Annotated in this window: 20 protein-coding genes; 6 read left to right on the top strand and 14 right to left on the bottom strand. The window is 70.8% G+C overall.

Going from position 1 to position 19,524, the window contains the following annotated elements; translation table 11 throughout:
* Window positions 1-120 precede the first annotated feature (120 nt).
* Window positions 121-354 (top strand): hypothetical protein, encoded by a 234-nt coding sequence (locus tag MWM08_RS24010; protein WP_244456985.1) that lies wholly within the window; start codon window positions 121-123, stop codon window positions 352-354.
* A 215-nt stretch (window positions 355-569) separates the two neighbouring features.
* On the opposite strand, the gene MWM08_RS24005 is transcribed toward MWM08_RS24010, so the two are convergent.
* The 6 genes from MWM08_RS24005 to rimP all read right to left on the bottom strand — a co-directional run bounded on the left by MWM08_RS24005 (window position 570) and on the right by rimP (window position 7,088).
* On the bottom strand, window positions 570-944 hold the full coding sequence (locus MWM08_RS24005) for an acyl-CoA thioesterase (RefSeq protein WP_244456984.1): 375 nt from the start codon (window positions 942-944) through the stop codon (window positions 570-572).
* A complete protein-coding gene (gene rbfA / locus MWM08_RS24000; protein ID WP_244456983.1) occupies window positions 941-1,357 on the bottom strand; it encodes a 30S ribosome-binding factor RbfA in 417 nt (138 codons plus the stop codon). The genes MWM08_RS24005 and rbfA overlap by 4 nt, the downstream gene beginning before the upstream one ends.
* A gap of 216 nt (window positions 1,358-1,573) precedes the next feature.
* Window positions 1,574-4,324: a translation initiation factor IF-2 gene (infB, locus tag MWM08_RS23995; protein WP_244456982.1), complete on the bottom strand. Its 2,751-nt coding sequence runs from the start codon at window positions 4,322-4,324 to the stop codon at window positions 1,574-1,576.
* Between the two features lie 61 nt (window positions 4,325-4,385).
* On the bottom strand, window positions 4,386-5,006 hold the full coding sequence (locus tag MWM08_RS23990; protein ID WP_244456981.1) for an RNA-binding protein: 621 nt from the start codon (window positions 5,004-5,006) through the stop codon (window positions 4,386-4,388).
* 8 nt (window positions 5,007-5,014) lie between these two features.
* On the bottom strand, window positions 5,015-6,547 hold the full coding sequence (gene nusA, locus MWM08_RS23985) for a transcription termination factor NusA (RefSeq protein WP_244456980.1): 1,533 nt from the start codon (window positions 6,545-6,547) through the stop codon (window positions 5,015-5,017).
* 13 nt (window positions 6,548-6,560) lie between these two features.
* Window positions 6,561-7,088 (bottom strand): ribosome maturation factor RimP, encoded by a 528-nt coding sequence (gene rimP, locus MWM08_RS23980; protein WP_244456979.1) that lies wholly within the window; start codon window positions 7,086-7,088, stop codon window positions 6,561-6,563.
* Between the two features lie 151 nt (window positions 7,089-7,239).
* On the opposite strand from rimP, the gene MWM08_RS23975 reads away from it, so the two are divergent.
* The 3 genes from MWM08_RS23975 to MWM08_RS23965 all read left to right on the top strand — a co-directional run bounded on the left by MWM08_RS23975 (window position 7,240) and on the right by MWM08_RS23965 (window position 8,870).
* Window positions 7,240-7,827 (top strand): YceI family protein, encoded by a 588-nt coding sequence (locus MWM08_RS23975; RefSeq protein WP_244456978.1) that lies wholly within the window; start codon window positions 7,240-7,242, stop codon window positions 7,825-7,827.
* Entirely contained in the window at window positions 7,808-8,356 is a 549-nt protein-coding gene (locus tag MWM08_RS23970; RefSeq protein ID WP_244456977.1) for a cytochrome b, read from the top strand. Before MWM08_RS23975 ends, MWM08_RS23970 begins: the two co-directional genes overlap by 20 nt.
* Before the next feature lie 121 nt (window positions 8,357-8,477).
* Window positions 8,478-8,870, top strand: a complete 393-nt coding sequence (locus MWM08_RS23965) for a DUF4087 domain-containing protein (RefSeq protein WP_244456976.1) — start codon at window positions 8,478-8,480, stop codon at window positions 8,868-8,870.
* A gap of 4 nt (window positions 8,871-8,874) precedes the next feature.
* Here the strand turns inward: MWM08_RS23965 and MWM08_RS23960 are convergent, their stop codons facing one another.
* The 4 genes from MWM08_RS23960 to dapB all read right to left on the bottom strand — a co-directional run bounded on the left by MWM08_RS23960 (window position 8,875) and on the right by dapB (window position 12,520).
* Window positions 8,875-9,633, bottom strand: a complete 759-nt coding sequence (locus MWM08_RS23960) for an SDR family NAD(P)-dependent oxidoreductase (RefSeq protein WP_244456975.1) — start codon at window positions 9,631-9,633, stop codon at window positions 8,875-8,877.
* Window positions 9,624-10,250 carry a tRNA (guanine(46)-N(7))-methyltransferase TrmB gene (gene trmB, locus MWM08_RS23955; RefSeq protein ID WP_423815995.1) on the bottom strand — a complete coding sequence of 209 codons (627 nt, stop codon included), beginning with the start codon at window positions 10,248-10,250 and terminating at the stop codon, window positions 9,624-9,626. The genes MWM08_RS23960 and trmB overlap by 10 nt, the downstream gene beginning before the upstream one ends.
* A 128-nt stretch (window positions 10,251-10,378) precedes the next feature.
* Window positions 10,379-11,566 (bottom strand): methionine adenosyltransferase, encoded by a 1,188-nt coding sequence (gene metK, locus MWM08_RS23950; protein WP_244456974.1) that lies wholly within the window; start codon window positions 11,564-11,566, stop codon window positions 10,379-10,381.
* Window positions 11,567-11,758: 192 nt separating this feature from the next.
* Complete coding sequence (gene dapB, locus MWM08_RS23945) at window positions 11,759-12,520, bottom strand: 4-hydroxy-tetrahydrodipicolinate reductase (protein WP_244460022.1); 762 nt, start codon at window positions 12,518-12,520, stop codon at window positions 11,759-11,761.
* Between the two features lie 129 nt (window positions 12,521-12,649).
* Between dapB and MWM08_RS23940 the strand changes: the two genes are divergently transcribed.
* Window positions 12,650-13,027, top strand: a complete 378-nt coding sequence (locus MWM08_RS23940) for a PRC-barrel domain-containing protein (protein ID WP_244456973.1) — start codon at window positions 12,650-12,652, stop codon at window positions 13,025-13,027.
* A gap of 135 nt (window positions 13,028-13,162) precedes the next feature.
* Here MWM08_RS23940 and dnaJ read toward each other — a convergent pair whose 3' ends face one another.
* Window positions 13,163-14,314 carry a molecular chaperone DnaJ gene (dnaJ, locus tag MWM08_RS23935; RefSeq protein ID WP_244456972.1) on the bottom strand — a complete coding sequence of 384 codons (1,152 nt, stop codon included), beginning with the start codon at window positions 14,312-14,314 and terminating at the stop codon, window positions 13,163-13,165.
* 297 nt (window positions 14,315-14,611) lie between these two features.
* A complete protein-coding gene (gene dnaK, locus MWM08_RS23930) occupies window positions 14,612-16,540 on the bottom strand; it encodes a molecular chaperone DnaK (protein ID WP_244409025.1) in 1,929 nt (642 codons plus the stop codon).
* A gap of 302 nt (window positions 16,541-16,842) precedes the next feature.
* On the opposite strand from dnaK, the gene MWM08_RS23925 reads away from it, so the two are divergent.
* Window positions 16,843-18,222: a flavin monoamine oxidase family protein gene (locus tag MWM08_RS23925; RefSeq protein WP_244409024.1), complete on the top strand. Its 1,380-nt coding sequence runs from the start codon at window positions 16,843-16,845 to the stop codon at window positions 18,220-18,222.
* A gap of 7 nt (window positions 18,223-18,229) precedes the next feature.
* On the opposite strand, the gene MWM08_RS23920 is transcribed toward MWM08_RS23925, so the two are convergent.
* Window positions 18,230-18,628, bottom strand: a complete 399-nt coding sequence (locus tag MWM08_RS23920) for a hypothetical protein (protein ID WP_244409023.1) — start codon at window positions 18,626-18,628, stop codon at window positions 18,230-18,232.
* Between the two features lie 178 nt (window positions 18,629-18,806).
* Window positions 18,807-19,385, bottom strand: a complete 579-nt coding sequence (locus MWM08_RS23915) for a nucleotide exchange factor GrpE (protein WP_244409022.1) — start codon at window positions 19,383-19,385, stop codon at window positions 18,807-18,809.
* Between the last annotated feature and the right edge of the window lie 139 nt (window positions 19,386-19,524).

Raw genomic sequence — 19,524 nt, 5'->3', positions numbered from 1 at the left:
TAGAGCACATCCCGGTCGGATGGAATCATCCGATCGGCCGGCGATGCTCGCGACACCACAGGCCCGGAGGCGTTGCCGCGAGCCGTGCCGAACGGCGGCGGCGCGAGCGGAGGCAAGGCAATGGAGACAGTCCGCGAAGCGCCGCGGCGGCGCATGCCGATCTGGGCACGGTTGCTGCTGAGCCTGGTCATGACCGCGATCGACGCGGCGATCGGCGGCCTGGTCGCGGCAACCTGGTCGGGCGCCTTGATCGGGATCGGCGTAGCGCTGCCGGTGATCGTGCTGGGCATGCTGATGCCGGGCGTGCTGGCGGCGGTGCTGTTCGTGCTGCAGGCGGTCAGCTGCGCCTCCTGATGCGGCCGGAACGCCACCGCGTGTCGGGGTGTCGTGGCGGCTGCGCGCGAGTCCAAAGGCGTGGCGGCTGCGCGCGAGTCCAAAGGCGTGGCGGCTGCGCGCGAGTCGAAAGGCGTGGCGGCGGTGGTGCGTGTATGCCGCGCCGCCGCCGCAGGCATGAGGGAGCGCCCGGCTGCGCGGGTGCGCGTGGCTTTGGCCATGGCGAGGTCGCGCGTCTAGGCCGGCACGGGGCGCGGCCGGCCGGCCTCGTCGAGCGCCACGAAGGTGAAGGTTGCCTCGGTCACGCGCGCGGCGTCCTCCGCGGTGCGGTCGCGGCGCCAGGCTTCGACATGCACGCGGATGGATGTGCGCCCGACGCCGAGCAGCCGGCCATAGAGGCTGACCTCGTCGCCGACCCGCACCGGCAGGTGAAAGGTCATCGCCTCCACCGCGACGGTCGCCACGCGGCCGCGCGCGCGTCGCAGCGCGACCGATGCGCCGGCCTGGTCCATATGCGCCATCAGCCAGCCGCCGAAGATGTCACCGGCCGGGTTCGCATCGGCCGGCATGGCGATGACGCGGACCTGCGGCGGTTCCTCCGGCGCGTTCATTCGTCGCCATCCTTGCGGGGCGCCAGGTCGCGCCGCACCTCGGGGCGGTGCATCACCTCGTTGATGTGCATCGCGTAGTCGAGCGCGGTGTCCGGCTGGAAATGCAGGTCGGGCGCGTAGCGCAGCCGGACGGACTTCGCGATCTCGCGGCGCAGGAAGGACGACACGCGCTTGAGCGCGGCCAGCTGGTCCTTGTTCAACTCCTTGCCCAGCGCGGAGACGAAGGCGGTCATGTGCTTGAGGTCGGGCGAGGCGCGCACTTCCGTCACCGTCACGCGCAGGTCGTGCAGCTCGGGGTCGCGAAACTCCTCCCGCGCGAAGATGCCCGAGAGCGCGTGGCGGATCTCCTCGGCCACGCGCAATTGGCGCTGCGAGGGACCTTCGGGATTGCCGTGGTGACTTGGCTTGCTCATGGAACCTACCTCAACGCCCGGACCCTGCGGCGCACCGCAACTGCGCCGGGAGCGCAAAGCGCGATCGCGCCCAGACCATCAACTGCGCCGGGCGCACCAGTGCGGGGCGCGAAAGCCTGGGCCGCGGACGGGCCCCATGCGTGTCGCTGCGCAACGTGCATGGGCACCCGGATGCGTCCGCCCGGCGCCGGAGGGCGAAAAAAGTTCCGTGGCGGCTTACGCGGCCGCCACGGTTTCCACCTCGAAGCACTCGATCTGGTCGCCCACGCGGATGTCGTCGTAATTCGCGAAGGACATGCCGCATTCGAGGCCATTGCCGACCTCGCGCACGTCGTCCTTGAAGCGCTTCAGCGTGGACAGCTCGCCCTGGTGGATGACCACGCCGTCGCGCAGCAGGCGCACGCCCGAGCCGCGCTTGACCACGCCTTCGGTGATGCGGCAGCCGGCAACCTTGCCGATCTTCTTGACCTCGAAGACCTGCAGGATCTGCGCGTAGCCCAGGAACTTCTCGCGCTGCACCGGCGCGAGCTTGCCCTTGTAGAGCTTCTCGATGTCGTCCGCGACCTCGTAGATGATCGAGTAGTAGCGGATGTCCACGCCTTCGCGGCTCGCCAGGTCGCGCGCCTGCGACGTTGCGCGTACGTTGAACGCGACGATGACGGCATCCGACGCCTTGGCGAGCTGGATGTCCGATTCCGTGATCTGCCCCACCGCGGAGTGCAGCACGCGGACCTTCACCTCGTCGTTGCCGAGCTTGCCGAGCGTCACGCCGATCGCCTCGGCGGAGCCCTGCACGTCGGCCTTGACCACAACGGCCACTTCCTTCTGCTCGCCCGCCTGGATGCGCGCCAGCATGTCCGTGAGGTTGCCGCGGCCCGCGCCGATCGCGGCGGTCGCCTTCTCGCGCAGCTTGCGCTGGCGGAATTCGCTGACCTCGCGGGCACGCGCCTCGTTCTCGACCGCGATGAAGTTCTCACCGGCCGAAGGCACGCCCGACAGGCCCAGGATCTCGACCGGCAGGGACGGGCCGGCTTCCTTCACCTGGCGCGCCTTGTCGTCGAGCATGGCGCGCACGCGGCCCCATTCGGCGCCGGCCACCACGATGTCGCCCTGCTTCAGCGTACCCTTCTGCACCAGCACCGTCGCGACCGGCCCGCGGCCGCGATCGAGCTTGGATTCGATGACCGTGCCTTCGGCAGCACGCTCGGGGTTCGCCTTCAGGTCCAGCACCTCGGCCTGCAGCGAAATGGCTTCCAGCAGCTTGTCGAGGTTGATCTTCTGCGTCGCCGAGACCTCGATCTCCTGCGTCTCGCCGCCGAGGCTTTCCACCACGATCTCGTGCTGCAGCAGTTCCTGCTTCACGCGCTCGGGCTTCACGCCGGCCTTGTCGATCTTGTTGACCGCCACGATGATCGGCACCTGGGCCGCACGCGCATGGCGGATCGCCTCGATGGTCTGGGGCATCACGCCGTCATCGGCGGCCACCACCAGCACCACCATGTCGGTCACCGATGCACCGCGGGCGCGCATGGCCGTGAAGGCCTCGTGGCCCGGGGTGTCGATGAAGGTCACGCGCGTGCCGTCCGGCACCGTGATCTGGTAGGCGCCGATATGCTGCGTGATGCCGCCTGCTTCGTGCGCCACCACGTCGGTCTTGCGCAGCGCATCGAGCAGCGACGTCTTGCCGTGGTCGACGTGGCCCATGATGGTCACGACCGGCGGGCGCGCCTGCAGGTCGGTGTCGGTGTCCTGCGCACCTTCGAGGCCAACCTCGACGTCGCTTTCGCTCACGCGCTTGATGCGGTGACCGAATTCCTGGACCACCAGTTCGGCCGTGTCGGCGTCGATCGACTGGGTCAGCGTCGCCATCACGCCCATGCGGAACAGCGCCTTCACCACCTCACCGCCACGCGCGGCCATGCGGTTCGCCAGTTCCTGCACCGTGATCGCTTCCGGCACCACCACGTCGCGCACCACGCGTTCCGTGCCCGACCGCAGTCGCTGCAGCTCCTGCTGCCGGCGCTCGCGGTCACGCGCACGCCGCAGGGAGGCGATCGAACGGCTGCGCTCGTCCTCGCCCTCGATCGCGGCCTGCACGTCGATGCGGCTGTCGCGGCGGCGGTCGGTGGTCGGCGCAGCCTTCTTGACCGGCACCGGCATGGGGCGGCGGCCAGGCGCGCCCGGCGGGCCACCGGCGCGGCGCAGCGGGGCGCGGCGGCCTTCGTCCTCGTCCTCGGCTGCGTTGCGCGGCTTCAGCGTCAGCCGCGCAGCCGGGGTGTCCTCGGTCTTGCGGGCGGCGGGTGCGGCGGCCGCGGTCGGGCGGCCGGTCTGCTTCGCGGCGGCAGCCACCGCGACAGATGCGGTCTCGGCTGCCGTGCGCGCATCCTGCTCGACCGCGGTGCGGGTCGATGCCTCTGCCGCGTTGCGTGCTTCCTGTTCGGCGCGCGAGGCGGCTTCCTCGGCGGCGCGACGGTCTTCCTCGGCGCGGCGGGCAGCTTCCTCGGCGGCGGAGCGCACCATGAGCGCCTGGCGCTCGCGTTCCTCGCGCTGGCGCTGCGCCTCGATGCGGCGGTTTTCCTCGAGCACGCGCTGGCGCACCGCGATCTCGGCCTGGGTCAGGGGGCGGCCGGCGGCGGGCGCGCGCGTGCCGGCGCTCTGCGTCTGGCCGGTCGTGCGTGGCAGGGCCGTGCTTGCGGCGGACGCCACAGGGGCGGGCGGCGGCGGCGTCGATGCCGCGGGCGCCGCAGCCGGCGCAGGCGTGCGTGCCGCGGGCGCGGCCACGGCCGGCTTGGGCGGCGGGGCGACGGCGCGCTTCTTTACCACCTCGACCTGGACGGTCTTGCTCCGGCCATGGCTGAAGGATTGCCGGACACTCCCGGCATCAACGGTCTTGCCGAGTTCAAGACGCCCGCCGGGCCGAAGGCTCAGCCTGCTCTTGCCCGCGTCCTGCTCGTTCTGGTCGCTCATCAGCCGATCCGAACCCGATCCAAAAATGCAATACCCGAGGGGCGCACCTGGTGTGCGACCCTCACGAAACCTGCGGCACGGCCGGGGTGAAACCCGCCAGTCGCTCCGCTTCCTGCCGGATGGCATCCGCCAGCCGACCGGGGGCGACAACAACATGCACGGCATGGTCCCGCCCGAACACCACGCCCAGTTCCGCCGCGGTGAGCGGCGCAACCGCCGGTAGATTTCGTCCGCCGAAGCGCGCACGCTCCGCCAGGCTCCCATCCACCGCCTGCACCAGCAGCCCTGCGCGTCCGGCCTGCAGCCATTCCCGCCCGGCCTGCCAGCCGGAAACCGCCTGCCCCGCCCGCCGGGCCAGGCCCAGCAGGTCACGGATGCGGGCGCGAAGACCGTCCTCGATCCGCGCACGAAGGTCGGAGGGAAGCGTCACAGGCCCGCGCGCGGCCCGCATGAAGGCCCCGCGGCTCAGTGCGCCTTCTAGCACATCGCCCCGCGCGCTCAACCACATTCCCCGGCCCGGCAGCTTGTTCGCCAGGTCCGGCACGATCTCGCGCGACGGACCCAGCACGAAGCGCAGCATGCGTTCCTTCGGCAGGGTTTCGCGCGTGGCAATGCAGCGGCGGATCGGCCCGCTTTCCGGCGGGTCCTCCTCATCCGTCGCATCGGCCAGCGCGGTGGTCATGGCGTGGGTCAGGCCTCCGTGGCCTCGTCGCCGAGCCAGCCGGCGCGGCGGCGCGCTTCCATGACGATGGCGTTGGCCGTCTCCTCGTCCACCACCTCGGCGCCCAGGATCTCGATGAGCTCGTCGCCGGCCAAGTCGGCCAGGTCCTCGAGGCCCTTCACGCCCTTTTCGCCAAGCGTGACCATCATGGCCGGGGAGAAGCCGCCGATCTCGGCCAGCACGTCGTCCACGCCCAGCTCGCGGCGCTTCTCGTCCAGTTCGCCGTCGCGCTTCTCGATGAAGGTGGCGGCGCGGCGCTTCAGCTCGGCGGCCACCGATTCGTCGAAGCCCTCGATGCCGGCGAGTTCCTCGTCCTCGACGGTCACGATGTCCTCGATGGTGCCGAAGCCTTCCTGCACCAACAGGCCGGCGATGACGTCGTCGACGTCCAGCGCTTCCACGAACAGGCCGGTGCGCTTGCGGAATTCCTCCTGCCGGCGCTCGGATTCCTCGGCCTCGGTCAGGATGTCGATGTCGTAGCGCGTGAGCTGGGAGGCCAGGCGCACGTTCTGGCCGCGGCGGCCGATGGCCAGGCTGAGCTGGTCGTCGGGCACCACGACCTCGCAGCGCTTGCCGTCCTCATCGAGCACGACCTTGCTGACTTCGGCGGGGGCGAGCGCGTTCACGATGAAGGTCGCGAAATCGGGCGACCAGGGGATGATGTCGATCTTCTCGCCCTGGAGTTCCGCCACCACCGCCTGCACGCGGGAGCCGCGCATACCGACGCAGGCGCCAACCGGGTCGATGGAGCTGTCGCGCGAGATGACCGCCATCTTGGCGCGCGAACCGGGGTCGCGCGCGACCGCCTTGATCTCGATGATGCCGTCGTAGATTTCCGGCACTTCCTGCGCGAACAGCTTCGCCAGGAACCCCGGATGCGTGCGGCTCAGGAAGATCTGCGGACCGCGCGGTTCCTCGCGCACATCGTAGATATAGGCCCGGACGCGGTCGCCGTTGCGGAAGGCCTCACGCGGGATGGTCTCGTCGCGGCGCAGCAGCGCCTCGGCGCGACCCAAATCCACCATCAGGTTGCCGTACTCGGTGCGCTTGACGATGCCGTTGATGATCTCGCCGACGCGGTCCTTGTATTCCTGGAACTGCTTGCCTCGCTCGACCTCGCGCACCCGCTGCACGATCACCTGCTTGGCGGTCTGCGCGGCGATGCGGCCGAAATCGATCGGCGGCAGCGGGTCGATGATGAATTCGCCGATGCCGATGCCCGGCTTGATCTTCTGCGCGATGCGGTGCGGGATCTGCGTGGCTTCGTTCTCGACCGGCTCGGCCTCGACCACCTCGGTCCATCGGGAGAGCTTCACCTCGCCGTTGCGGCGGTCGATGACGGCGCGGATGTCCTTCTCGTGGCCGTACTTGGCGCGGCCGGCCTTCTGGATGGCCTGCTCCATCGCCTCGAGCACCTCGTCGCGCTCGATCATCTTCTCGCGCGCGACGGCGTCGGCAACCTGCAGCAGTTCGGGGCGGGCGATGGCGATCTCGGCGGCCATGAAGCCTGTCTCCTCAGTTCGTGGTGGGCGGCGCCGCGGTGGCGGCGATCAGTTCGTCGGTCAGGACCAGTTGCGCCTTGCGGATGTTGCTCCGCGCGAAGGCCATCTCGGTCCCGTCATCCAGGCGCATCCGTGCGAATTCGGCATCCGCGCCGAGTGCGGTGCCGCGAAATCGCTTGCGCCCATCCTGCGGCATCGCGAGCTCGACCTTCGCGACATGGCCGGCGAAGCGGTTCCAGTCCTTCGCGCGCGTCAGCGGCCGGTCGATCCCGGCGGAGGAGACTTCGAGCTCCCATTCGCCCTTGATCGGGTCGGCCACGTCCAGGACAGCGCCGACGGCATGGCTGATCGCCTCGCAATCCTCGACGCGGAACAGCGTGCCATCGGCACGGTCGGCCATGATCTGCACGGTCGGGCGTTCCTTGCCCGATACCTGCACGCGCACCAGCTCATAGCCGAGATGCGTGAGCGTCGGCAGGATGGCGTCGGCGATGCGGGCTTCGAGCCCTTCATGCCGCGGAATGTCGTCGATGGCGTCCAAGCAACAAAAAAGGCGGCCCCTTTCAAGGCCACCCCCCGTCAAAATCGGCTGGTGATGTCGGGCACTCTTATGGCGCTTCGCGGCGTGCGATGCAAGCCGGGGTTGCGCCCGTGCCCCGGCGCGCGACATGAGGGGCGAGGAGGTGTCCACGATGGCGCGACAGACGATCGGCCGGCGCGCGGTGGTGGCCGGGCTTGGCGGGGCGGTGGCATTCGGTCGCCCGGCATTGGCGCGCACGCGCTATGTCTTCGACCATTCCGGCGGGCGCCTGGAATTCGTCGCCCGGCATCTCGGCGTGCTGTCCTCGACCGGGCGCTTCGAGGATTTCGCGGCAGAGCTGCTGATCGACCCGGACCGGCCGCTGACGACCGACGTGCAGGTCACGGTACGCACCGGGGCGGTGGCGCTGGCCTATCCCGGGGCGGTGGACCTGCTGCGATCACCCGCCTTCTTCGACGTGGAACGCTTTCCCGAGGCGCGATTCAACGGCCGGGCCACCGGCGAGGGCACGCTGGCGCGGTTTCCCCTGATCGGCGACCTCACCATCCGTGGCATCACCCGACCGCACCGCATGGAAGCGCGCCTGGTGGACCGCAAGCGCGACCCCGCGCTGGGGCGCGACGTGGCCGAATTCTCCGGCGGCGGCACCATGAAGCGCTCGGAATTCGGCATGACGGCCGAGCCCGCCGCCATCTCTGACGAGATCCGCCTGGTGGTGCGTGTCCGCATCATCATCTGACGGCTGGAGCCCGGCGCAGCGGCGGCTGCACTGGGCGGTCGCGGCCCTTGTGCTGGCCGCCTTCGCCATCGGCCTGATCATGGTGGCGCTGCCGCTGACGCAGCTGCTGGCCAAGATCATCGCCTATCAGGTGCACAAGACCATCGGGCTGCTGGTACCGCCGCTGGTGGTGTGGCGGCTATGGCTGCGCGCGCGCCGCGGCCGGCCGGTCGACGACCCCGCCCTGCCCGGCTGGCAGCGCCGCGCCGCGACAGCGGCACATGCGGCCCTGTATGCGCTGCTGATCGTCGTGCCGGTGCTGGGCTACCTTAGTGCCAGCACCGCGCCGGGGCAGATCGAGACGGTGATGTTCCTGCTGGTCCCCATTCCCCACATCCTAGAACCCGACGAGGCCACCTACGAATCCCTGCGCGCGCTGCACCAGGTGCTGGCCTGGTCGCTGGTCCTGCTCGCGGCCGGGCATGCCGGAATGGCGGTGGCGCATCACGCACGCGGCCACCGAGTGCTGACGCGGATGCTGGGGCGGTGAAGGGGCGCGGCGGCCAGCAGGTCCGGCTTGAGCCACGCATGTGCGTCAAGCCGTGTCGTGAAGCGTTCCGCAAGGCGGCATGAAAGGCGTCAGGGTGCGGCGCATGTGCGGTCGATGGTCCGTGGCGACGGTCCTGCGCGCGTGCGATGCTGAGCACATGACGATACGCGGTGCTGTCCTTGTGCTTATTGCGGTGCTCGCCGCGTGCCCCGCGCTGGCGCAGGAGCGCCGCTGCGGCTGGATCCATAATCCGACGCCCGCAAACTGGTGGCTGGTCGACCGCGACGGGCGCTGGGACATCATGTCGCAGGGTGGCCCGAGGCCGGCGGGCATGGACAACATCCCGGACCTGACCGAGCGGCACTGGGTGCGCACCAATGGCTACTACGGGTACGGCTGTGCCTGCATGAGCGTGGTGACGGATGCGCGCACGCAGAGCATCCGGCGGATCGGATCGGTCCAGCAACTACCTCTCGAGCGCTGCAGCGCGGATCGCGCGCTGCCGCCGCCTTAGGCGCTCAGGGCGGCAGCCGCAGCGCCGAATCCAGCCGTAGCGTTGTCCCGTTCAGCAGCGGATTGGCGCAGATGGCCAGAACCATCGCCGCGAATTCCTCGGGCCGGCCGAGCCGCGCGGGGAAGGGCGGCAGGGCGCGGATGGCAGCCTGCGCGGCCTCGGGCAATCCGGCCAGCATCGGCGTCTCGAACAGGCCGGGCGCGATCGTGACCACGCGGATTCCCGTGCGGGCCAGTTCTCGCGCAGCCGGCAGCGTCAGGCCGATCACGCCGGCCTTGGACGCGGCATAGGCGCATTGGCCGACCTGCCCATCCTCGGCGGCGATCGAGGCGGTGTTGACGATCACGCCGCGTTCGCCGTCGGGAGGCGTGGCCTCCAGCGCCTGCATCCGCGCCGCCGCGAGGCGCAGCACGTTGAAGGTGCCGAGCAGGTTCACCCGCAGCGTGCGTTCGAACAGCGCCAGGTCATGCGCGCCATTCCGCCCCACCACGCGCGCGGCCGGTGCGATCCCGGCGCAGTTCACGACAAGCCGCAGCGGGCCAAGCGCCGATGCGGCATCGAGCGCGGCGGTGACATCGGCTTCGTTCGCGACGTCGCCTGTCGCGGGCGTGGCGCCGCAGCGCGCCGTGACCGCGGCGAGGCCATCGGCATTCAGGTCCATCGCCACCACCCGCGCACCGGCGCGCGACAGCGTCTCCGCGGTCGCGGCGCCGAGGCCGGAGCCGGCGCCGGTCACGAGCGTGGCGGCGCCGTTCAGCTGCACGGCACGTCGCTCCGCGCAAAGATCCAGTAGCGGGGCGTGCGGCCCTCGCGGATCGCCTTCGCCTCATAGCGCGTCGGGTGCCAGTCGGCCGGGCGCTGCACCGTATCGAGGCGCGGCATGAACAGCGACTGGTCGGCGAACACCTCCTCGACCCAGGCCTGGTAGGTCGGGTCGTCGGACGCGATCCGCCATTCCGCGCCGGGGCGCAGCACGCGCGCCACCACCGGCAGCATGGCGCGGTTGACGAAGCGCCGCTTGGCGTGCCGCGCCTTTGGCCAGGGGTCGGGGAACATCAGATACAGCCGCCCCAGCGCCGCATCGGGCAGCAGGGCGACCAGGTGGCGCGCATCCTCGGGCCACAGGCGCAGGCGTGGCGGGGGTGGGGCGGTTGCCTCTGCCCCGTCGGGCACCACGCGCGTCAGCAGGGAACACAGGCCGTTCTCGAAGACCTCGGAGGCGATCAGCGCCACCGACGGGTGCGCCGCGGCCAGCGCCAGCGCGTGTTCGCCACCGCCGAAGCCGACTTCCAGCCACAGCGCCTCGGCATCCGGGAACAGCACATGCGCCTGCGCGGCTTCCGCCGCGGTCAGGCGGAAGCGCGGCAGCGCCAGTTGCATCAGGCGGTCCTGCCGCGGGCGCAAGGGATGCCCGCGGCGGCGGCCATAGAGCCGGTCGGGGATACCGTCGGGCGTCAATGCGGGGGCGCGATGCGGGGCATCCCCGCGCCGCGCGTCGCCGCCGTCGATCACCTGCCGAAGGCCCGCTTCAGCTCGGGAACCAGGTCGGTGCGTTCCCAGGTGAAGGTGCCCGTCTCGTCGTCCGGCGTGCGGCCGAAATGGCCATAGGCGCTGGTCGGGACGTAGATCGGGCGGTTCAGGTGCAGGTGCTCGCGGATGCCGCGCGGGCTCAGGTTCACCAGGCCGTCGATCACCTTGGCCAGCTTCACCTCGTCCACGTCGCGGCCGGTGCCGTGCAGGTCGAAATACACCGACAGCGGCTTCGCCACGCCGATCGCGTAGGAAACCTGGATGGTGCACTTGTCCGCCAGGCCGGCGGCGACGACGTTCTTCGCAACATAGCGCGCGGCATAGGCAGCCGAGCGGTCCACCTTGGTCGGGTCCTTGCCCGAGAACGCGCCGCCGCCATGCGGGGCCGCGCCGCCGTAGGTGTCGACGATGATCTTGCGCCCGGTCAGGCCGCAATCGCCGTCCGGCCCGCCGATCACGAACTGGCCGGTCGGGTTCACGTACAGTTCGGCATCGGGGCACATCCAGCCATCCGGCAGGGCGGCGGCGATCAGCGGCTTCACCATCGCCTTGATCTGCGCCTGCTCCATGCCCTCGACATGCTGGGTCGAGAGCACGATCGACGTCGCGCCGACCGGCTTGCCGTCCACGTACTTCAGCGTGACCTGCGACTTGGCGTCGGGCAGCAGGCCCTCGACCGAGGGGTTCTTGATGCGGCGCAGCTCGTTGATGCGGCGCAGGATCAGGTGCGCGTAGTACAGCGGCGCGGGCATCAGTTCCGGCGTCTCGGTGCAGGCGTAGCCGAACATGATGCCCTGGTCGCCGGCACCTTCATCCTTGTTGCCGGCGGCGTCCACGCCCTGCGCGATGTGCGCGGACTGGGCGTGCAAGTGGCATTCGACGCTGGCGTTCTGCCAGTGGAAGCCGTCCTGCTCGTAGCCGATGTCGTGGATGGCCAGGCGCGCCAGGTGCTTCAGGTAGTCGGGGGTGACCGACCCGGGGCCGCGCACTTCACCGGCGATGACCACGCGGTTGGTGGTGACCAGCGTCTCGCAGGCGACGCGGGAATAGGGATCGGCCGACAGGAACGCATCGAGCACGGTGTCCGAGATGCGGTCCGCGACCTTGTCGGGATGGCCCTCGGAAACGGATTCGGAGGTGAAAAGATACTCGCCGGTATCGCGCATGGCTTGGTTCGGCCTCTTGTCGCGTGGATTTCGCCGGCGGGACGCCCCGGCGGGCTGGGCCCGGGGAATCCGGGACGGGGGCGTATCGCAAGGGGGTGTGGCGGGGTCAAGGCGGCGGGTGTACGCGCGACTGATCCGGCGCGCGGGCGGCAACCGCCGCTACTGGCGGCTGCGCTGATGCACCGCCCGACCTCACATCCCCAGCACGTCCCGCATCCCGTACAGCCCGGGGGCGCGCCCGCGCACCCACAGCGCCGCCCGCACCGCGCCCGTCGCGTAGACCCGCCGATCGAAGGACTGGTGCGTCAGGCTGATCTGCTCGGACGCCGCGGCGAAGACCAGCGTGTGGTCGCCCACCACCTGGCCGCCGCGCAGCGCGGCGAAGCCGATGGTGCCGGTGCCGCGCGGTCCGCAATGCCCGTCGCGCCCCGACTCGCGCCCAGCCTCCTCCAGCGTGGTCCCGCGCCCGGCCGCCACGGCGCGGCCCAGCGCGACCGCCGTGCCGGATGGCGCGTCCACCTTCTGGCGGTGGTGCATCTCGACGATCTCGGCATCGTATTGTGCGCCGGGCAGCGCGGCGGCCATGCGTTCGGCGATCGCCAGGAACAGGTTCACGCCCGGCGCGAAGTTGGCGGCATAGACGATCGGGATGCGCCCCGCCGCCGCCGACACCGCCGCTTCATCGGCGGCCGACAGGCCCGAGGAACCCAGGATGAAGGCCGTGCCCGCCGCCGCGGCGGCCTGCGCATGCGCGGCGGCGGCATGGGCGTGGGTGAAGTCGATCACGACATCGGCGGCGGCGCACAGCGCGGCGAAGTCCGGCAGCACGGCGGCGCCGGCGGGGGCCGCGCCCGACCGTGTCGTGCCGCCGGCCAGCAGCGCCCCGGCGGCGGCGACTTCCTCGGCCAGCAGGCGGCCCATGCGGCCGGAGATGCCGGCGATGCCGATGCGGATGGTCATGATGCGGCCTCCTGGTGGTCCGGCAGCCTGTGCGGCGGGCGCCGGCACCGGTCAAGCCTGGCGCAACCCAGGGCTGCGCACCGCGTTGATCCGGCAGACACCGACGACAAAAGGAGAAACGCCATGGATCCTCGCCAGGATGCCCGCCCCACCACCGCCGACCTCACCGCGCCTACGGCCGGCCACCTGATCGCCGGCGGCAAGGTTGCCGGCACCTCCGTGTATGACCTGCACGGGGAGAACGTCGGCAGCATCGAGGACGTGATGCTCGACAAGGGCACCGGCCGCGTCGCCTATGCCGTGCTGTCCTTCGGCGGCTTTCTCGGCATCGGGTCGAAGCACTACCCGCTGCCGTGGGAGATGCTGAAGTACGACACGCGGCTGGAAGGCTATGTCGTGAAGCTCGATCGCGACCGGCTGGAGAAGGCGCCGACCATCGAGGAAGGCTGGCACGACCGGCGCCGCCAGGTGGACGAGTACTGGGCGATGCCGATGGTCTGACCATCCCCGCCGTACCGGCAGGCCACGCGCCCCGCCGGTGCAGCACCGACCTGGCCGGGCCACGCTGCCCGGCCGGCGTCACGCGTGGCGGCCCCGCATGGCGGTGCTGTCCCGCCGGTCGCGCGGCCGCGGACGCTACCGCCCGAGCCCGTCCCAGAATTCCTTCACCTTGGCGAAGAAGCCCTCGTTCTCGGGGCTCGAACGGCCGCCCTTGGCGGCCTCTTCCTCGAACTGCTCGAGCAGTTCGCGCTGCTTCGGCGTCAGGTTCTGCGGCGTCTCGACGCTGACCTGCACATACATGTCGCCCCGCGCGGCCGACCGCAGCACCGAGAAGCCCTTGCCGCGCAGCCGGAACTGGTCGCCGGTCTGGCTGCCGGCCGGGATGGTGACGCGGGTGCGCCCGCCATCAATGGATGGTACCTCGACATGCCCGCCGAGTGCCGCCTGCGACATGCGAAGGGGCACGCGAATGAAGATGTTCGCCCCCTCCCGCTGGAAGATCGGGTGCGGCTTCAGGGCGATGTCCACATACAGGTCGCCGGCGGGGGCGCCGCGCAGCCCGGCCTCGCCTTCGCCGGCCAGGCGAATGCGCGTTCCGTCCTCGACACCCGGCGGGATGGTCACGTTCAGCGTGCGTTCGCGCTGCACGCGGCCCGCGCCCTGGCAGACCTTGCAAGGGTTCTTGATGATACGGCCCGACCCGCCGCAGGTGGGGCAGGTGCGTTCGATCAGGAAAAAGCCCTGCTGCGCGCGGATCTTCCCGGAACCCTGGCAGCCCGGGCAGGTCTGCGCGCCAGCCGCGCTCGCACCTTCCGCGCCGGTGCCCTTGCAGGCCTCGCAGCTGACGGATGTCGAGATGCGGATATTGGTCTTGGTGCCGGCGAAGGCTTCTTCCAGGCTGATCTCGACCTGGGTGCGCAGGTCGGCGCCGCGGCCGGTGGCGCCGCCGCGCGCGCCCCCACGCCCGCCGCCGAAGCGGCCGAACATTTCCTCGAAGATGTCTTCAAAGGCGCCGCCGAAGGGGCTGCCGCCACCGCCGAAGCCGCCGGGGCCGCCGCCCTGTTCGAAGGCGGCGTGGCCGTAGCGGTCATAGGCGGCGCGCTTCTCGGCATCCTTCAGGACGTCGTAGGCCTCGTTCAGCTCCTTGAACTTGGCCTCGGCTTCCTTGTCGCCCTGGTTGCGGTCGGGGTGCCACTTCATCGCGAGCTTGCGGTAGGCCTTCTTCAGGTCCTCCTCGCCCGCGTCGCGGGCAACGCCCAGCACTTCGTAATAGTCACGCTTTGCCATTTGCTTGGCCCTCAGACGGCGGGCGCCGGCCAGCTGGCCGGCTTGCCTTCGCGCCATGCGCTGTTGCGCTGGCGGCGCAGGGCGGGTTGGGCGCGGTCGCGCTGTACGCTCCCGGATCGCGGCAGGGCCGCGATCCGATCGGGGCGGACATGGGTGGGAGGCCGCCGGCCTGCGCCGGCGGCCTCAGGCCATGATGTCGCCCTGGTCGCGCTGGTCATCGTGCATCCCGCATGGAAACGCCGCCCGGTCCTGTGAAGGGCCGGGCGGCGGATAGCATGGCGCAGGCCCGCCTGTCCGTCAGGTGGGCTTGCGCTTGTTCGGGTCCACTTCCTCGAACTCGGCGTCGACCACCTTGTCGCCGCCGGGCGCCGAGCCGCCACCCGGGGCGCCGCCGGCCGGGCCGGCCTCGGGCTTCTGCTCGGCACTCGCCTTGTAGATCGCCTCGCCCATCTTCATCGCGGCCTGGCCCAGGCGTTCGCTGGCCGCGTTGATGGCCTCGACCTCCTGCTTCTCGATCGCGGCGCGGGCGGCGCTGAGTGCCTCCTCGACCTCGGTCTTTTCCCCGGGCGGGACCTTGTCGGCGCTTTCCTTCAGCGTGCGCTCGGTCTGGTGCACCAGGGCTTCGAGCTGGTTGCGCGCCTCGACGCTCTCGCGGCGCTTCTTGTCCGCGTCGGCATTCGCCTCGGCGTCCTTCACCATCCGCTCGATGTCGGCGTCCGACAGGCCGGACTTGGCCTGGATGCGGATCTGCTGCTCCTTGCCGGTGGCCTTGTCCTTCGCGCTGACGCTCACGATGCCGTTCGCGTCGATGTCGAAGGTCACTTCCACCTGCGGCACGCCGCGCGGCGCGGGCGGGATGCCCGTGAGGTCGAATGTGCCGAGCTGCTTGTTGTCGGCCGCCATCTCCCGCTCACCCTGGTAGACCTTGATGGTCACCGCGGTCTGGTTGTCGTCGGCCGTGGAGAAGACCTGCGACTTCTTGGTCGGGATGGTGGTGTTGCGGTCGATCAGGCGCGTGAACACGCCGCCCAGCGTCTCGATGCCAAGCGACAGCGGCGTCACGTCGAGCAGCAGGACGTCCTTCACGTCGCCCTTCAGCACGCCGCCCTGGATGGCCGCGCCGATGGCCACGACCTCGTCCGGGTTGACGTTGCGCGCGGGCTCCTTGCCGAAGAAGGATTTCACGACCTCGATGACCTTCGGCATGCGGGTCATGCCGCCGACCAGGATCACCTCGTCGATCTCGCCGGCGCTCAGGCCGGCATCCTTCAGCGCCTGCTTGCAGGGTTCGAGCGTGCGCTGGATCAGGTCGTCCACCAGGGCTTCCAGCTTCGCGCGCGTCAGCTTCATCACCAGGTGCTTCGGCCCGGAGGCGTCGGCGGTGATGAAGGGCAGGTTGACCTCGGTCTCCTTGGCGGAGGACAGCTCGATCTTGGCCTTCTCGGCGGCTTCCTTCAGGCGCTGCAGCGCCAGCTTGTCGCCGCGCAGGTCGATGCCCTGCTCCTTGCGGAACTCGTCCGCCAGGTAGTCGATGATGCGCTGGTCGAAATCCTCGCCGCCCAGGAAGGTGTCGCCGTTGGTGGACTTCACCTCGAAGACGCCGTCGCCGATCTCGAGCACGGACACGTCGAAGGTGCCACCGCCGAGGTCGTAGACCGCGATGGTGCCGCCCTTCTTCTGGTCCATGCCATAGGCGAGTGCTGCCGCCGTCGGCTCGTTGATGATGCGCAGCACTTCGAGGCCGGCGATCGCGCCGGCTTCCTTGGTGGCCTGGCGCTGCGCGTCGTTGAAATACGCCGGGACGGTGATGACGGCCTGGGACACGGACTCACCGAGGAAAGCCTCGGCGGTCTCCTTCATCTTCGTCAGCACCATCGCGCTGACCTGCTGCGGCGCGTAGGACTGGCCGTCCACTTCGACCCAGGCGTCGCCATTGGCGGCCTTGGTGATCTTGAAGGGCGCGAGGCCGATGTCCTTCTGCACCATCGGGTCGTCGAAGCGGCGGCCGATCAGGCGCTTCACCGCATAGAGCGTGCCCATGGGGTTGGTGACCGCCTGGCGCTTGGCGGACTGGCCGACCAGGCGCTCGCCATTCTTGGCAAAGGCGACCATCGAGGGGGTGGTGCGCGCACCCTCCGCGTTCTCGATGACCCTGACGTCCTTGCCTTCCATGATGGCGACGCAGGAATTGGTGGTGCCGAGGTCGATGCCGATGACCTTGCTCATCCGAGTACTCTCCTTCTTCGGCAGGCGGGGATGGCCCGGATTTGGCGCCATGCCCGCCCCCTGTGCTGACCGGCGGCGCGGGCCGCGGCGGATGGGTGGCTGGGGGTCCCCGCACGAAAGCGGGGCAAGTGACGCAACGGATGTATTGATCCCGCGCGTCGCGGACAAGGGTCGCGACGGGGTCGACTGTGCAAATCGGCCACGGTGCGGCGCGCCGGCCGCAGATGGCGCAGCCGCCGGTTGCGTGGGGCGGTGCAACTTCCCTAGCATTTCCGGAACGAACCGGCGGGAGCACGCAGCGCATGGCCGCATCGCCTGGACTGAGCCGCCGCGCTGTCTGGCGCCTGCTGGCTGCCGCGGCGACGGCGCCCGTGCTGCCAGCGGCCGCGCGCGGCCAGCCGGCGCGAACGCTGAATGTGCTGGTCATCGGCGCCGGCCTGTCGGGCCTCGGCGCCGCCCGCGCCCTGCACGATGCCGGCCACCGCGTCACCGTGCTGGAAGCCCGCACCCGCACCGGCGGCCGCCTGCACACCATCGACTTCCGCGGCCAGCGCCTCGACATGGGCGGCGCCTGGATCCACGGGCCGGAGGGCAATCCCCTCACCCCACTGGCCGACCAGGCCGGCATCCGCCGCATGCCGACCTATGATTCCCGCACCATCATGTTCGACGCCGATGGCCGCCAACTGACCGAGGCCGAGACCACCGCCATCTTCGACACCGTCGGCCGCCTGATCGCCCATGACAGCCCCTACGCATACCGCGGCGCACGCGACGTCTCGCTGGCCGAGGCGGTGCCGCTGCTCGACCCCACCACCCGCGCCACGCCCTACGACCAGCGCGTCGCCGCCTGGCTGTCCTCCTATGTGGCCGGCTATGCCGGGGGCGATGCGGCGGAAGTCTCGGCCCAGGGCTGGTTCGGCGGGGAGGGCGAGATTCCGGAGGAGAACCACCTCCTCGCCCAGGGCTACAACGCCATCACCGACCTGCTGGCGCGCGGGCTCGACATCAAGCTGCGCCAGGTCGTGCGCGCCGTGCGCCTGGCGGGCGATGGCGTGGTGGTCGCCACCGCCGACCAGGCCTATTTCGCCGACCGCGTGGTGGTGACGCTGCCGCTCGGTGTGCTCAAGCGCGGCGACGTGGCCTTCGACCCGCCGCTGCCCGCCGCACACCAGGGCGCCATCGCACGCATCGGCAACGGCCTGCTGAACAAGATCGTGCTGGCCTTCCCGCGCCCCTTCTGGCCGGTCGAGACGCAATACCTGCGATCCCTGTCATCCACGCCCGACAACGTGGCGCCCGAGATCATCAGCCTGCAGCCGCATCTCAACGTGCCGGTGCTGGTCGCACTGGTCGGCGGGTCGGCCGCACAGCGGATCGAGATGCTGCCCGATGCCGCGCAGGTCGACCTGGTGATGGGCGCGCTGCGGCGGATGTTCGGCAACGGCATCCCGCGCCCGGTGGACAGCCGCGTCACCCGCTGGTCGCGCGACATCTACGCGCGCGGGGCCTATTCCTTCCTGCCGGTCGGTGCGTCGATCGAGGATCATCGCGCCCTGGCGCGGCCGGTCGCGGGCCGGATCTTTCTGGCCGGCGAGGCGGCGACCGCGGAAGCGCCGTCCTACGCGCACGGCGCGCTGCTGGGCGGGCGGCGCGCGGCGCGGGAGATCATGGCAGGCTGAACGCGGGTCAGCGCCCGGCGCGCGCCGCCGCCTCCGCGTCGCGCAGCGCAGGCAGGGCGCGCTGGCATTCGGGCGCGCCGGGGCGCCGGGCCTGGCGCGCCATCACGGCCTCGGCCTCGGCCCAGATCTCCTCGCCGCGGCGGCGATCCTGACCGCTGATCTGGCTGGTGCGCGTCAGCACCGCATCGCGCGTGCGCGTCGCCTGGCGCTGGATGGCGGGGTCCTCGCATTGCTGGGTGATCATGGCGATGCCCAGGTCGAGGCCGAGCCGGTCGACCTCGGGGTCCGCGGGTGCGGGCGCCGACGGCGCGGCGGTGGCCGGGCGCGCGCCGGTCGGCGCGGCAGGCGGCGCTTCACAGGCCGCGAGGGCGAGAAGCAGCGCCGCGGCCGCCGGGAAACTGCGCATCGCCAGTCCTTCATGGTTCCGCCGCGTCGCGCGCGGCCGCAGGGCCAAGAGCAGATCCCGGTCGGATGGACTCATCCGATCCGATGATCATGCTCGCGAAAACAAGTGCCCGGAGGCGTTGCCGCGACCCAGGGCGCGCGGAGACGCGTCCAGGGCAGTGCCGGGGCCGGCAGGGACGTTACTTCCCCGCCACCACCACCATGGCCGGCTTCAGCAGCCGGCCATTCAGCGTCCAGGCCGGGGTCCAGCAGGCCACGACCGAACCGGGCGCGACACCTTCGGGCGCGGGCTGTTCGGCCATCGCCTGGTGCAGTTCGGGGTCGAAGGGCTTGCCGGTCGGGTCCTCGCGCTTCACGCCGTTGCGCTCAAGGATGCCGATGAAGGAGCGTTCCACCCCTTCGATCCCGTCGCGGATCTTCGTGATGACTTCGGACTCGTCGGCCGCCTTGCCGGGCATGGCATCGAGGCCGCGGCGCAGGTTCTCGGCCGCCTCGACCACGTCGCGGGCGAATTTCTGAGTGGCATAGGCGCGGGCTTCCTGGACGTCCCGCGTGGTGCGGGTGCGCAGGTTCTGCATCTCGGCCTCGGCGCGCAGCCAGCGGTCCTTGAAGGCGGCGACCTCGGCCTCGAGAGCGGCGATGCGCTCCTCCGGCGTGGGGTCGGCCGGCGGGGCCTCGGCCTCGGGCGCCTGGGTTTCGGTTGCCTCGGCCGTGTCCGGGGCGTGCGGGTCGATCGGCTTGTCCTGGGTGTCGGTCATCTCGGGGGCGCGTCTCATGGTCGCGGGCGTGGCCGGGTGGCTGCGCGGTTGTGCATCACCTAGGCGCCCGACGGGCGCGGGGCAAGCGGGGCGGGCGTACGGCGCGCAGGCCGGCGGTCGCGATGCGCCATGCGTGCCA

It is taken from the genome of Roseomonas fluvialis, from assembly GCF_022846615.1.
In the GTDB taxonomy this organism is placed as follows: domain Bacteria; phylum Pseudomonadota; class Alphaproteobacteria; order Acetobacterales; family Acetobacteraceae; genus Neoroseomonas; species Neoroseomonas fluvialis.
Note: the sequence above shows the minus strand (reverse complement) of the source record. Positions and strands in the feature narration are given on the sequence as shown.

Coding starts and splice junctions, on each gene's coding strand:
- MWM08_RS23925 (WP_244409024.1), top strand. CDS start 16,843: ATGGCCGCATCGCCTGGACTGAGCCGCCGCGCTGTCTGGCGCCTGCTG.
- rbfA (WP_244456983.1), bottom strand. CDS start 1,357: ATGAGCAAGCCAAGTCACCACGGCAATCCCGAAGGTCCCTCGCAGCGC.
- trmB (WP_423815995.1), bottom strand. CDS start 10,250: ATGCAACTGGCGCTGCCGCGCTTCCGCCTGACCGCGGCGGAAGCCGCG.
- dnaK (WP_244409025.1), bottom strand. CDS start 16,540: ATGAGCAAGGTCATCGGCATCGACCTCGGCACCACCAATTCCTGCGTC.
- MWM08_RS23920 (WP_244409023.1), bottom strand. CDS start 18,628: ATGCGCAGTTTCCCGGCGGCCGCGGCGCTGCTTCTCGCCCTCGCGGCC.
- MWM08_RS23915 (WP_244409022.1), bottom strand. CDS start 19,385: ATGACCGACACCCAGGACAAGCCGATCGACCCGCACGCCCCGGACACG.
- infB (WP_244456982.1), bottom strand. CDS start 4,324: ATGAGCGACCAGAACGAGCAGGACGCGGGCAAGAGCAGGCTGAGCCTT.
- nusA (WP_244456980.1), bottom strand. CDS start 6,547: ATGGCCGCCGAGATCGCCATCGCCCGCCCCGAACTGCTGCAGGTTGCC.
- MWM08_RS24005 (WP_244456984.1), bottom strand. CDS start 944: ATGAACGCGCCGGAGGAACCGCCGCAGGTCCGCGTCATCGCCATGCCG.
- dnaJ (WP_244456972.1), bottom strand. CDS start 14,314: ATGGCAAAGCGTGACTATTACGAAGTGCTGGGCGTTGCCCGCGACGCG.
- metK (WP_244456974.1), bottom strand. CDS start 11,566: ATGCGCGATACCGGCGAGTATCTTTTCACCTCCGAATCCGTTTCCGAG.
- MWM08_RS23990 (WP_244456981.1), bottom strand. CDS start 5,006: ATGACCACCGCGCTGGCCGATGCGACGGATGAGGAGGACCCGCCGGAA.
- MWM08_RS23975 (WP_244456978.1), top strand. CDS start 7,240: ATGGCGCGACAGACGATCGGCCGGCGCGCGGTGGTGGCCGGGCTTGGC.
- MWM08_RS23940 (WP_244456973.1), top strand. CDS start 12,650: ATGGATCCTCGCCAGGATGCCCGCCCCACCACCGCCGACCTCACCGCG.
- MWM08_RS24010 (WP_244456985.1), top strand. CDS start 121: ATGGAGACAGTCCGCGAAGCGCCGCGGCGGCGCATGCCGATCTGGGCA.